12 protein-coding genes are annotated in these 12,308 nt (G+C 53.8%); 8 read left to right on the top strand and 4 right to left on the bottom strand.

The genetic code is table 11. The features are described 5' to 3' along the window. Positions 1–9: 9 nt before the first annotated feature. Positions 10–300, bottom strand: a complete 291-nt coding sequence (gene gatC / locus BLP91_RS01900) for an Asp-tRNA(Asn)/Glu-tRNA(Gln) amidotransferase subunit GatC (RefSeq protein WP_091566081.1) — start codon at positions 298–300, stop codon at positions 10–12. Between the two features lie 197 nt (positions 301–497). Beyond that, entirely contained in the window at positions 498–1,730 is a 1,233-nt protein-coding gene (locus BLP91_RS01895; RefSeq protein WP_091566078.1) for an SGNH/GDSL hydrolase family protein, read from the bottom strand. 403 nt (positions 1,731–2,133) lie between these two features. Here BLP91_RS01895 and BLP91_RS01890 point away from each other — a divergent pair, with 403 nt between their 5' ends. From BLP91_RS01890 to BLP91_RS01880, 3 genes are all read left to right on the top strand, one after another. Further along, complete coding sequence (locus BLP91_RS01890; RefSeq protein WP_091566075.1) at positions 2,134–2,751, top strand: DUF5819 family protein; 618 nt, start codon at positions 2,134–2,136, stop codon at positions 2,749–2,751. Beyond that, a complete protein-coding gene (locus tag BLP91_RS01885; protein WP_143003430.1) occupies positions 2,739–4,082 on the top strand; it encodes a DCC1-like thiol-disulfide oxidoreductase family protein in 1,344 nt (447 codons plus the stop codon). Before BLP91_RS01890 ends, BLP91_RS01885 begins: the two co-directional genes overlap by 13 nt. Positions 4,083–4,203: 121 nt before the next feature. Continuing rightward, positions 4,204–5,178 (top strand): glycerophosphodiester phosphodiesterase family protein, encoded by a 975-nt coding sequence (locus BLP91_RS01880; protein ID WP_091566346.1) that lies wholly within the window; start codon positions 4,204–4,206, stop codon positions 5,176–5,178. 115 nt (positions 5,179–5,293) lie between these two features. Here BLP91_RS01880 and BLP91_RS01875 read toward each other — a convergent pair whose 3' ends face one another. Further along, complete coding sequence (locus tag BLP91_RS01875) at positions 5,294–7,456, bottom strand: hypothetical protein (protein WP_091566070.1); 2,163 nt, start codon at positions 7,454–7,456, stop codon at positions 5,294–5,296. A 282-nt stretch (positions 7,457–7,738) separates the two neighbouring features. Between BLP91_RS01875 and BLP91_RS01870 the strand changes: the two genes are divergently transcribed. The 3 genes from BLP91_RS01870 (at position 7,739) to BLP91_RS01860 (ending at position 10,542) form a co-directional block, all read left to right on the top strand. Then, positions 7,739–8,659: a proline dehydrogenase family protein gene (locus BLP91_RS01870; RefSeq protein WP_091566068.1), complete on the top strand. Its 921-nt coding sequence runs from the start codon at positions 7,739–7,741 to the stop codon at positions 8,657–8,659. A gap of 207 nt (positions 8,660–8,866) precedes the next feature. Then, positions 8,867–9,943 carry a WD40/YVTN/BNR-like repeat-containing protein gene (locus tag BLP91_RS01865; RefSeq protein ID WP_091566065.1) on the top strand — a complete coding sequence of 359 codons (1,077 nt, stop codon included), beginning with the start codon at positions 8,867–8,869 and terminating at the stop codon, positions 9,941–9,943. 98 nt (positions 9,944–10,041) lie between these two features. Then, positions 10,042–10,542 (top strand): flavin reductase family protein, encoded by a 501-nt coding sequence (locus BLP91_RS01860; protein ID WP_342670259.1) that lies wholly within the window; start codon positions 10,042–10,044, stop codon positions 10,540–10,542. A gap of 78 nt (positions 10,543–10,620) precedes the next feature. On the opposite strand, the gene BLP91_RS01855 is transcribed toward BLP91_RS01860, so the two are convergent. Beyond that, complete coding sequence (locus tag BLP91_RS01855; protein ID WP_091566063.1) at positions 10,621–10,893, bottom strand: WGxxGxxG family protein; 273 nt, start codon at positions 10,891–10,893, stop codon at positions 10,621–10,623. A gap of 299 nt (positions 10,894–11,192) precedes the next feature. Between BLP91_RS01855 and BLP91_RS01850 the strand changes: the two genes are divergently transcribed. Together BLP91_RS01850 and BLP91_RS01845 are read left to right on the top strand one after the other, a co-directional pair. Then, positions 11,193–11,420, top strand: a complete 228-nt coding sequence (locus tag BLP91_RS01850; RefSeq protein WP_091566059.1) for a hypothetical protein — start codon at positions 11,193–11,195, stop codon at positions 11,418–11,420. 116 nt (positions 11,421–11,536) lie between these two features. Beyond that, entirely contained in the window at positions 11,537–12,289 is a 753-nt protein-coding gene (locus tag BLP91_RS01845; RefSeq protein ID WP_176757765.1) for an SDR family NAD(P)-dependent oxidoreductase, read from the top strand. The last annotated feature ends 19 nt before the right edge of the window (positions 12,290–12,308 follow it).

Here is a 12,308-nt window from a genome sequence, read left to right as displayed (position 1 = left end):
GCTCCTCCTTTACTCCTCGAATACATCCGGCACCTGGAACATGCCCTCCGCCTGTTCCGGTGCGTTGGCAAGGGCCTTGTCCCGGTCCAGGGACGGCCGATTTTCATCTTCTCGAAGCACGTTGGCCATGGGCAGCACGTGGCTGGTCGGTTCCACACCCTCTGTATCCAGCTCATTCAGTTTTTCGGCGAACTTGAGAATATCATTCAGCTGACTGGTGTACACCTGGGCCTCCTCTTCCGTCAATTGCAGACGGGCGAGTCGGGCCACGTGTTCCACTTGCTCTTTGGAAATCGCCATCCAATCCACCTCCATCGATGTTTATGCTTATTGGACTCGCCGCTCTTTTTACCGTCGGACAGGATCGCTTCCTTCATAACAGTATAGCACAAAGACAGGATCTTCTACCCGGTCAGTCTGTGACATCTCTTTTGCGGTTTACACGGAATCGACCGAACGGTTCGGATTCGTTCGGTCGATTGCTCGGTGATTCTATTTTACCTCGGCTGCTCCGGCCGGAACCAGTCGAGGTTGATCGCCTCCGCCATGGCCTGGTAACCGGCGTCACTGGGGTGCAGGTGATCTCCGGAATCGTAAACGGGGTTGAGCCGATCCGGATCGGAGGGATCCGCCATGATCCTAGCAAAATCGATCACCCCGTCAAAGGCGCCGGAGTTACGAATCCATTCATTCACTTTCTCTCGGGTGGCTTCCCCTTCTAGCGTGTAGTAGACGGAGCCTTTATAAGGCAACAGCGTCCCTCCGTAGACCCTCAGCCCCGCTTGATGGGCCCGGTCCACAATCCGCTTCAGACCTTGGATGATGTGTTCCGCATCATAGTCCGGGGGCTCATGGCCGATATCATTGATCCCTTCCAATAGGATCACATCGGTCACCCCTGGCTGGTTCAACACATCCCGCTCCAGCCGGTTCAAGGCGGAGGGGCCATAAACAGGATCGTCCCGCCAAACTTTGTTTCCGGATATCCCCGCATTCATCACCGATTTGCGAATTCCCTCTTCCCGGAGCCGTTGTGCCAGAAAGTCCGGGTAGCGGTGGTTCGCACTGGAAGTGGACCCTGCACCATCGGTAATCGAGTCTCCCAGGGCGACGATCCCCCCTGTGGTGCCTGGATGAGGCAGCACATCCAGGCCTGTCAGCCAATACCAGGAGTAAACCCGTTCTGTATAAGCCTCCGGTTCCGTTCTGGACGCATAATTCCCGGGTAGCGATATGTAGGAGCGCTGTTTGGCCAGTCGGTGCCAGCTGACCGGCCCTGTGTCGTGGGGAACGTAGATGCTGACCGCTAAGCTTTGGCCCGCTTTCACTTTAAAATGGATTCGGTCACTGGTGACGGTTTCCCCCACATCCAACGTGACAGAAGGTTCCCCATCAAAAGTGACCCGCGTGTTGCTTCGGGGAACAAGAGAAGCCCCCTCTTTAACCATACCGATGTAAACATCTTCAAAGGTGACCGGTTGACTGCCGAAGTGATTGGACAGGCGTAATCGCGCTTGGTTGCCGTCGAGATGAGGATGAATGATCATACGGAGGGTCTGATCTTTTATCCCCTCCAATGCTGTGCCGGAGGGCTCCTGCTGACTGGCGGTCCAAGCCCCCACCCAACGTTTTTTCGGATTGACCTCTTCCGCTGTTCCTTCACTCTCCCATCCGGGGGCAATCCCAAACAGCACCAATATCCCGATAAGCACCATTCCAACTCTCTTCATTTGTCCGACTCCGTTCTCCCCTGTATTTTATAAAACCACTTTTCCATTTTTAATGATTCTGGTTACAAGCATAAAAAGAATAGATTACAAAGCCATAACAACTTTGCTCCCTTCCTCCCGAAAAACCTGTGGTATCATGGACAAAACCAACCGAAAGTTATGCGAATAGCCCCAAGCACAGCATCGCACACCTGAGAGGGCTGACGCTCGAAGCTAAGAATGCTGTCCAACCCAGCCGGAAGATCAGCATGCAAGCATCTTCAAATTTTACATCCGTCTCCTTTTGTTCCGGCTGCGGTTAGAGAGATTCGCGAGGATGAGTTCGTTGCAGGACAGCACACCGAGCTTCAGGTAATGCCGCCCATCGCTTTTCGCACCACTTTCTAGCAACAGAGGTGATTCGATGAAAAGGTTCCCGATATCCGCTCCGTTATTGTGGGCTGGATTGCTCGCCCTCACCCTGATCATCCACTTTTTCATCACCTTTCTGTATCTTACCCCCAACAATCCAGTAAAAACCCGGCATGGGGAATTCCTGTACGCCTATATGGACCCTTTGTTTGCGCAGAATTGGAAGCTATTCGCCCCCAACCCCGTTTCCCACCACCGGGATGTTCAAGCAAAAGCCCGGGTGATCGACCCTGATACCGGCCAGCTTCGGGAGACCGATTGGAAGGATCTTACGGGGCCGCTGATCCGAGAAAAGCAAGCTCACCGCCTCAGCTCCGAAGACCGGGTGACTCGCTATTTTGTCTCCGGCTCCCGCTCCTTCCAGGAGGACAATCAAAAGCAGAAAAAGACTGGAGAGTGGATGTTGCAACGGGCGGCATCTACGGCCCTGGGACAAGCCATGCCAGACCAAAAGATCAAGGCGATCAAGTTTCGGGTGGTTACCAATACCTTCCCCCGCTTCGACGTACGTCACAAAAGCGATGATTCCACCCCGCTCCACTTCCGGGAATCAAACTGGCTGCCCTATCGTCCAGTCGGTTCCGAGGCGGCAAAGGGGTGGCCGCAGTGAAACGGCTTGAACGGTTTTTGACGACGAAGCACTTTTTGATCGGCACCAGTCTGATGCGGCTCTCCATGGGTCTTGGCATTCTCTTTTACCTTTTGGCTCATTACCCGGAACGTCACCTCCTTTGGGGGGCAGATGGGTTGTGGCCGACAGAGAAATTTATGGAGGCGGCAGAGGAGAGAGGCATCATCACCCTATTTCATCTCTCCGATGCCCCGTGGTTTTTCGATCTCATCTATCATGGAGGAATCGTTACAACGGTGATGTTCATCCTGGGATTTCGCACCCGGCTGGCCACGATCCTCACTTTTCTTTTGTTTTGGTCCCTGTATTACCGGAATTCCTTTGTCACCAACGGTGGGGATAATATTATCCGTCTGCAACTGTTTTACTTGATTTTTGCCCAGGCAGGGACGTATTTCTCCCTGGATCGGAGACGGATCGAAAAGAGAGGGAAGCGACGTCTGGACGTTTATCTGTCCATTCTGCACAATGCCGCCGTCTGTGCCATCGCCATCCAGCTGATCATAGTGTATTTTACATCGGGGATATATAAAGTGATGGGCTCGATGTGGCAGGAAGGTACCGCCGTCTATTACGCGATGCGGGTTCAGGACTATATATGGCCCGGGGTTAGCGAGTGGATCTGGCAGTCGGAAACGTTGGTCGTCTTCCTCACCTATTCATCGGTGCTGTTCCAGGTGGCCTTTCCGTTCTTGCTGTTGAATCGCTATACCAAATACCTAGCCGTGGCCGGTGCCTTGGCCTTCCACACCAGTGTCGGCCTGATGATGAACCTAGCCCTCTTCTCCTGGTACATGATCTGTTGTGAATGGATCTTGCTCACCGACCGAGACTACCGGCGACTGGCCCGACTGAAGAGCCGGGTCTTTGCCAAAGGAGGTACGTTGATGGCCCAACACCGTCCATCATTCCTCAGACGGCAGGAGGTGACCATCTTTTACGACGGATGGTGCCCCTTCTGCACCCGCAGTGTGACGACGGCAAAAAAGCTGGACTGGTTCCGCCTCCTCCATTTCGTCTCTTTTCGAGAACCGGGTGTTCCCGACAGATACGAACTCGACCCGGAACAGCTGGAAAAACGGCTGCACAGCACCCGGGACGGCCACTCCTTCCAGGAAGGGATCGACGGGATCATCCAGATGGGGGCACGGCTGCCCCTTCTCTGGCCCTTGCTTCCCCTTCTCATCCTGTCCAAGTGGCTGGGACTGGGACAGCGGGTCTATGATGCCATCGCCGCCCGCCGGAGGATCATCCCCACCGGCGGCTGTGACGAACATTGCTCCATCGAAGATCGAAAACGATCGTCATAAAGCCTCTGCCGGATCGATGCGATCCGGCTTTTCATTTTCGTATTGTAAAACGGATTCAACTCACCCTATGATTAAGGCATGTGTAGGGTTCATTGTCGTTAGGGGGGGAGTAAGCATGACGATGAAAGGATTGCAACGATGGAGGAGAAAGAGAATTTGGATTCCTCTGTTTTTCTTTGTCTTCGTCTATTTAAATAACACTTCCTTTCTGGTCGAAGCAAAAGGAAACCCGTTTCTTTTGGCTCACCGGGGACTGTCGCAAACATTTCCGATGGAAGGAATCACAGGGGATACTTGCACCGCAAAACGGATTTACAAACCGGAACATCCTTATCTGGAAAACACCATCTTTTCCATGGAAGCGGCATTTGACGCCGGAGCGGATGTGGTTGAAATCGATGTCCAGCTTACAAAAGATGGGCAATTCGCCGTTTTCCATGATGGGACATTGGATTGCCGGACCCAAGCCAAGGGTTCTGTAAGAGAATATACCATGGCTGAGTTGAAGAAGCTGGATATCGGTTACGGTTACACCGCTGATAACGGTAAAACTTTTCCTTTTCGCGGCAAGGGAATCGGTCTGATGCCCTCTCTTAAGGAAGTTTTGCAAAGGTTTCCTGATCAACCCTTTCTGATTCATATCAAAAACGATGACCCAGATGAAGGAAGACAACTTGCAACATTTCTCTCCCCGTTGCCTTCCTCGCGATTGGAAAAAATCACGGTATATGGTGGGGATCAAGCGATAGAAGTGTTACAACAGCGGCTTCCCAACTTACGAGTTATGTCCAAACAGACGATAAAAGATTGCCTGATTCCATACATAGCTGCGGGGTGGACAGGCTATGTTCCTAAATCTTGTTCTCATACACAGTTGCATATCCCTGAAAAAGTGGCTCCTTGGTTATGGGGATGGCCCCATCGCTTTTTACAAAGGATGGAAGCACAAGACACGCGTGTCATCCTGGTTGCGGGAGGCGGTGGCTGGTCTGAAGGGTTTGACAGCGCTAAGGATATCGAGCGACTGCCTTCCGGTTACCATGGCGGCATATGGACCAACCGAATCGACCGGATAGCTCCATTATTGAACCGCTGAGCAAGCCGACAGCTTTGCCCCGCTGCTGTTCCAACGACTGTCCGTCTCCTGCAGATCCTCATGAGCCCGGGCCGTAAAAAGAGAGCTCCAAAGGGATACCCTCCGGAGTTCTTTGTCACAACAGTCGTATCGAGGAACAGGGATAGACATCCGCTTTCGGAGACAACGTGATCAGCACGTACTCTTTCCCGGAGAGGGAGAGTTTCCTGAGCGGCCTCGGCAGCGCCGGTTCTGTATCCGACCCTTCCTTTCGCATCTCCCTGTCGACCCAGGCGGCGAGCCGATTGGCATGGTCGACGGTCCAGCGGCCGGTCATGCTTTCTCCTTCCCGGCGCAGGGTTCGCCGTAATGCCCGCACGCTTTGTTCGAAGCGATCCTGATCGGTCTGGGCCACCTGAAGCATCAGCAGTGTAGCTTCCAGCCAGCCCGGGGATTGTTCCCGTTCCAATTTTTTCAGGATTGCCGACCACCAATGGGTATAACGCTCCTGTACCTTGGGAACTTTTTTCCCTTCCCAATACTTTTCCAGATAGGGCCACAAAGCTCCCGGCCCTCGCTTTTTTTCCCGCCGGGTGTGAAAGGACTCCTCCACAGACCCCGTCGCCAAGTAGGTGGAGAGCAGGGCGAGCTCCCCTTCTTCCCCGGATGTCCGTGCAGCCCGCTTTAACAGATAGTCGATTTTTCGAGCAGGGCCTGGCAGGAGAGCGAATAGATTTTCCAGGTCTCCCACCGAAAAACAAGGCAACGGAGAATCCTGATCTGATGCGACCCGCCCGACCCAGTCCGGCCGTCTCTCCAAGAGAGCCGCCATCGGCTCCGCGGTCAATTGGAAGAGAAACACACGGTGGATATCTTTCGGATTGATTCGCTTTCCATCGGATCCGATCACCTCGGTTGTCTTTCCGTCCATCAGCGCCCGGCGAAAGTCGGTCAGGATCTGTCGGGAGTTTCGGTACCACGCCTCCACCCGACGGATGAACCGTCGGGTCCCCCCTTCTGTCCAGCTTGGGGTGCCTGCAGCGGAAACCTGGGCCGCCAGCAGAGTGGAATCCACCTGCACCACTAGATCGGGCCCCTTTTGCGTTGTGCCGTCTCTCTTTTTCCAACGAGTGTTTTGAGCAAGCTGGCAACCCGGCAATTCCCGCCTGAACAAGCTCTCGCTCCTCCGCTTTACACCGACAGCCGCTCTGGCCGCGGTGCCCTCGCTTTCAAAACCGGCCATCTCATCCAACCATCCGGCTCCGAACAGCGGGGCGGCGTGGAGCAAAGGCCAATAATAAAGCCCTTCAGAAATGCGGATCAGCGGTCGGCGTTCCACTGGATTCCAATTCCACCCTTCATCAAGAGAGGACGACAACACCTCCAGCGGCAGCGAACCCCGGTCCAACCAGCGGCGGATCCGATCCGCTTCCATTCCACTCCCTTCACTCAACGCCTCCAGAGAAAAGGTAAACAGACCGGATCCGCTGTCTTTTTCAGACTGGGCATTCTTTTTTTCAGCACCTCGGGAGGACTGGACCTGTCTTTCCCATAGCCGGCGACGGGTCCTTTTCATCAAGTCTTCGATCCACTCTGCCAGCGCCAGGACGTCCCGTTTCTGCTCCTCCTCCTGACAACTGGCCGCCATCCCCTGTGCAATCTGGCGAATCGGTGCGGTGCCACGACGCTGCAACAGTTGAACCCGGGCTTCTTCCGCCAGGTTAAGCCGCCCCCGCTCCCCTTGCGAAAGAGTGGCCACTTCCCGAAGATATCGCTTGAGGCGAACCCCTTGTTCCCACTCCCTCAAGACAAAAGCAACCAACTCCTTCTCCGTCGGAGTGACCGGGGCCGACGAGATCCGATCCTCTCCCCACTCCCTTTGGACGAGGGATTGCAAAAAAGCGAGTCGCATCCAATCTGCTGCCCGCCGCCGTAGGGTCTCCACCCACTGCAAGTTATCCTCTGGCGTCACCCTTTCAGCAACCAGAGCCGAGAGCAGCTTTGAGGAATGGCGCCGGACCAGGTCCAGCCCGACTTTCCGCAACAATTGCAGACGGCGCTCCACTTCGGCAAAAGAGAGGGTTTGCTCCCCGTCGCGAAGCCGCGGAAACGGGCGGACAGGGATCAGCTCTGCCTCGTTGAGTTGCCACTTAACCCGATATTTCTCCCGCAACCCGCGAATGGAGTCATCATATACCTCCACCTGATCCTTCCCCTTCTTTTGATTGGCCACCCGCCCTTTTCGCCACAGGCCGGCTCCATCCTTAAAAAAAACGGTCTCCCCCTTGAGGAAAGGCATCCCGGACCCACCTCCTCATAAGACACAATATTCAATCAACTGTGGGCATATCCCTGCATCTGACTTCCATTCCACAACCCCATCATCTTCTTTCTTTTCTACAGAAAAAGGCTTCTCCCCTTCCAAAAGGATGGTATAATGTAAGCGTTAACACAAACTGTTTCCTCTCTGCCTTATTCGCTCTCTTCAGACAGCAACGAGGAGGAGACCGGGAAATCACTCCTCACCCAGGACCCCGGTTTTATCCTCATCCAGAATCTAAAACAGTTGCGAGGGATCCGCATGTCATTAACCAGAAAAGCTGTTTTAACAGTCGCCGCTAATCCTCTGGTCAATCGGCTAGTATCCAAATACGGAATGAAACTGGGCGCTTCCCGTTTTGTCGCCGGTGAAAACATGGCTGATACCCTGCTCAAAGTAAAAGAATTAAATCAAGAGGGGCTTGCCGTAACCCTGGATTTGCTCGGCGAGAGCGTCACCACCCGTGAAGAAGCGGCTCACGCCGCCCAGGCCGCCGTCGACACCTTCACCAAAATCAGCGAAGAAGGTATCGATTCCAACGTGTCCGTCAAATTGACCCAATTGGGATTGGATATCGATGTTGACTTCTGTCTGGAAAACATGGACCGCATCACGGCCAAAGCGAAAGAGACGGGAAATTTTGTCCGCATCGACATGGAAGACTCCCCCCGCGTCGAGGCCACCATCGACATTTTTAAGCGGCTTCTCAAGCGATATGGAAAAGATCACATCGGATTGGTGATCCAATCCTACCTGTACCGTTCGGAGCAGGATGTAAAGGAGCTGAGTCAACAGGGGGCCAACTTGCGAATGGTAAAAGGAGCCTACAAAGAGCCCCGGGAGGTGGCTTACCCCGATAAACAGGATGTGGACAAAAACTTTCGGCAATTGGTCAAAATGCACCTGAACAGCGGATCTTACACGGCCGTCGCCACCCACGATGAATCCATCATTCAATGGACAAAAGAATATACCGAGCAACAGAAGATCCCCCGAAGTCAGTTTGAATTTCAGATGTTATTTGGAATCCGGGACGCCCTACAACGGGAACTGGTCCAAGAAGGATACAAAGTCCGTGTCTACACCCCATACGGAAAAGACTGGTACCCCTATTTCACCCGCCGTCTCGCCGAGCGCCCTGCCAATGCCCTATTTGTTTTAAAAAGCCTTTTCCGGCAATAATCCATTTCTGTTCCAACAAGGCCCTGTGTGGCCTTTTTTCGTGTCTCCACCTGTTTGACCGGATGCGACGGGTGTTTTACAGTGGATTTACACCTTCTGCTGGGACATCCTCCCGATATGCAGAAGATCATGGATGGCCGTTATTTTTACTCCTGTGGGCGGAACATAGAGGGAAACGTATCGCTTCAATGAAGAGGAGGGAGATACATGACCAAGATGTACTTGGCCATGGAACAGGAACTGCTTGTCGTGGAGCGTGAGGGTGACCGGTGGACCACAAAAGAGAAGCTAGTTGGCATGCAACCCCTATGTGTCGCGGTCGATCCCCATCGAAAGGAGCGGGTCTACTGCGGTACCTTTGGCAGAGGGTTGTGGCGAAGCGATGATGCCGGGAAAACGTGGGAGCCGATCGCTTCCCCGGGCCGATACACCGAACCCGTCCCGGATCAGGGCGGCATTCCCCACTCCATGGTGACGGCGGTAGCGGTCAGCCCGACGGAAAAAGGGGCGGGTTACGGCGTTGTCTATGCAGGGACAGAGCCGACAGCCTTGTACCGTTCAGAGGACGGTGGAGAGAGCTGGACCGAGTTAGAGAAGGTGCGGCTGTTACCCTCGGCGCCTACCTGGAGTTTCCCCCCTCGCCCCCACACTAGCCACATCCGTTGGATCACACCAGACCCTGCGGAAAGCGGGAAGATTTATGTCTCCGTCGAAGCCGGAGCTTTGATCCGCAGTGAGGACGGCGGAAAAACATGGAAGGATCGGACCTTTCGAAGTCCCTTGGACACCCACACTTTGTTGGCTCATCCGCAGGCACCCGGCCGGTTGTATGCGGCGGCGGGAGACGGCTTGTTTGAAGCTGGACGTGAATACGCAGAGAGCTGGGACGGTGGACAGACATGGCAGAATAAAGGGGAGGGGTTGAAACACCATTACCTTTACGGAATGGCGGTCGACCCCGGCAACCCCGACGTGATCCTCGTCTCCGCGGCGAAACATGCCACCTATGCCCATCACCTGACCCAGGTCTCCCCGGCATCCACCTTGTACCGCAAAGAGGGCGACCAACCTTGGCAGGAAGTGAGCGAGGGACTGCCGTCGACAGAAGGGATGGTGATTCCCATCCTGAGCACCAACGAGACGGAACCGGGAACTTTTTACGCCTTGACTAACCACGGTTTATATCGTTCCGCTGATAGCGGTCACACCTGGGAGCGTTTGAATGTGGATTGGAAGGAGGAATATCGACAACAACACCAGCAAGACCTGGTGGTGACTGACTGAACAACCGGAACCATTTCCCTTCTATATGGATAGAATGCAAAAAATGTGGATGATCGATTGAGGCCACACTGAAACTGAATGGTAGAGGAGGGTGTCCTGTGAAATCGACGGGAGACACAATCCAATTATACAAGGAAATTATGGGGAGCTACCCGACAGGCGTCACCATTGTGACTACGGCAGATCCGCAAGGGGAGCCGGTAGGTTTGACGGTCAATTCCTTCACCTCCGTATCCATCGATCCCTTGCTGGTGCTGTGGTGCCTGGACCACCGCTCCGGGTCCTTTCAGGCTTTCCAGAGGAGCCAGGGATTTGCCGTCCATGTATTGGCGGCGGAGCAGGAGGCCGCTTGCTGGGCCTTCGCCGGCAAAGAGACAGACCGGTTTTCCAAGATCGACTGGCGATGGTCAGAACACCAACTACCAATTATTTCCGGATCCTTCGGTCTTTTGCAATGTAAAACGGTACAAAAGGTGGAAGCCGGTGATCATACGATTTTTATCGGAGAAGTGGTCGATTTGGACCGGGACGAAAAAAAAGATCCCATGTTGTATTACCGCCGGAATGTCGGTGCCATTCCTCCGGATTGGAAGGCCTGAACGAATCATCAATCATCAACCAAAAGAACCCACCTCAGCACTTGAGGTGGGTTCCTGTTTGAAGAAACAAGAAAAACGTTAACGCTCCCCTTGCTCCCGCCTGCGAAGGCCGAACAGACCGAGCAGTCCAAGGAGTCCCAGCCAAGCCCAAGACGGGGTATCGTTGTTGGCCATATCATTGGTACCAACGTTACGGGTATTGTAGTCCGTATTGTTGGTCGTGTTGTTATTGTTATTATCGTTGACCATCACTGTGGCCGCTTGAGCATCGACGTCAGGAACGACAGTAACCATTTGGATCCCGATGGCAAGAGCCAACATGACACAAAGCGAAGTGATCCATTTCTTCATTCCTGCTCCCTCCTTCAATTTAACCTGCGTTGTGTATGGTTTGCTCCGAAACGATATTTTTATACATCTTGAAATTGATTGCGCGCGAATCGGCATACACATGTGAAAAATAAATAGGATCTGAGGTGTTACCCTTCGATATCAGGGTTGTGATGGAACCTGAACTCTCGATGGCGTATTTCAATCTATTGCAAACTATGAGATAATAAATAAAATGTGATAGGCATCTTTTTATGAATCTGTCCGCCTGTGGATCATCATCTTGCTGTCCTTCGCCCAAATTGACAAGGGGGCTTATTATGACGAATCCTCGTCAATCGCTACAAAAGGAATTGGATGCCGAAGTGTACAAACTGAACCAGTTGCAACAACAAGTGAAGAACGCATTGCTTCGCGATTTGCCCGTAGAGAATCAAGAAGAGCTGCGGCAAAAAGTGAAAGTACGTAAAAACAAAGTCGCTTCCCTCTTGGAGGACATCCAACGACTGGAAATATCCTCTGTAAAAACCACCGATCGATGGTGCTAAAACGGGATCATCTTTCCCGACCTTTTCCGCAAGGTCGGGATTTTTGATGTTTCTCCCTACAACTGGGACAAGCTGTTACAATCGAGACAATACCCTTTAGGAAAGGAGCGATCGTTTTGTCCATCGCGTTGGTAACCGGCGCTTCCTCGGGAATCGGGGAAGCTTTTGCCCGGCTGCTGTCCCGACGGGGATATCACTTGCTCCTGGTGGCCCGTCGGGAGGATCGTCTCCGGCACCTGGCCCGGGAACTGGAGACAGCCGGCGGTTCAGCCGAGGTCCTTCCCACCGACTTAACATCGGAGGAAGGAATCGACTCCCTTTGCCGAGCGATCAACAATCGCCGAATTGACCTTTTGGTCAACAACGCCGGATTCGGTCTGTACGGTCCGGTGATGGAAACCTCAATCAGCCGTGAACAGGAGATGATCCGACTCCTTGTCAACACCCCGGTCCGGCTCAACCGGGCGGTCCTGCCGCAAATGACCCGTCGGCGCAGCGGCGGAATCATCCTCGTCGGCTCCACCTCTTCCTTCCTACCAACTCCCTATATGACTGCCTACGGCGCGGCGAAAGCGTTTATCCTCCGGTATGGGGAAGCCCTGCATGCGGAATTAAAAGGGACCGGGGTTACGGTGACCACCCTTTGTCCAGGCAGTACGAACAGTGAATTTGCTACACGGGCCGGTTTTCGACAAACCCGGCAGATGTCGGCGGCACAGGTGGCAAGCCTTGGCTTTTCCGCCTGGTATCGAGGACGGCCCGTCGTGGTGACCGGCACGATCAACCGATGGATCACCGGATTGCCACGAATTCTCCCCCGCTCCTGGACCGCCCGCCTCGTCGCCCGCGTCTTCCGGGATCGGACCTAGACGAGTTGGAAGGAACTGG

The sequence above is a fragment of the Melghirimyces thermohalophilus genome, from assembly GCF_900102685.1.
In the GTDB taxonomy this organism is placed as follows: Bacteria; Bacillota; Bacilli; order Thermoactinomycetales; family DSM-45169; genus Melghirimyces; species Melghirimyces thermohalophilus.
The sequence above is the reverse complement of the archived record's forward strand: the minus strand, read 5'-3'. Positions and strand labels throughout refer to the sequence as shown.

What these genes read in the sequence shown, in the direction of transcription:
- BLP91_RS01870 (WP_091566068.1), top strand. Translation starts at nt 7,739, where the DNA reads ATGTCATTAACCAGAAAAGCTGTTTTAACAGTCGCCGCTAATCCTCTG.
- BLP91_RS01855 (WP_091566063.1), bottom strand. Translation starts at nt 10,893, where the DNA reads ATGAAGAAATGGATCACTTCGCTTTGTGTCATGTTGGCTCTTGCCATC.
- gatC (WP_091566081.1), bottom strand. Translation starts at nt 300, where the DNA reads ATGGCGATTTCCAAAGAGCAAGTGGAACACGTGGCCCGACTCGCCCGT.
- BLP91_RS01865 (WP_091566065.1), top strand. Translation starts at nt 8,867, where the DNA reads ATGACCAAGATGTACTTGGCCATGGAACAGGAACTGCTTGTCGTGGAG.
- BLP91_RS01875 (WP_091566070.1), bottom strand. Translation starts at nt 7,456, where the DNA reads ATGCCTTTCCTCAAGGGGGAGACCGTTTTTTTTAAGGATGGAGCCGGC.
- BLP91_RS01895 (WP_091566078.1), bottom strand. Translation starts at nt 1,730, where the DNA reads ATGAAGAGAGTTGGAATGGTGCTTATCGGGATATTGGTGCTGTTTGGG.
- BLP91_RS01890 (WP_091566075.1), top strand. Translation starts at nt 2,134, where the DNA reads ATGAAAAGGTTCCCGATATCCGCTCCGTTATTGTGGGCTGGATTGCTC.
- BLP91_RS01850 (WP_091566059.1), top strand. Translation starts at nt 11,193, where the DNA reads ATGACGAATCCTCGTCAATCGCTACAAAAGGAATTGGATGCCGAAGTG.
- BLP91_RS01880 (WP_091566346.1), top strand. Translation starts at nt 4,204, where the DNA reads ATGAAAGGATTGCAACGATGGAGGAGAAAGAGAATTTGGATTCCTCTG.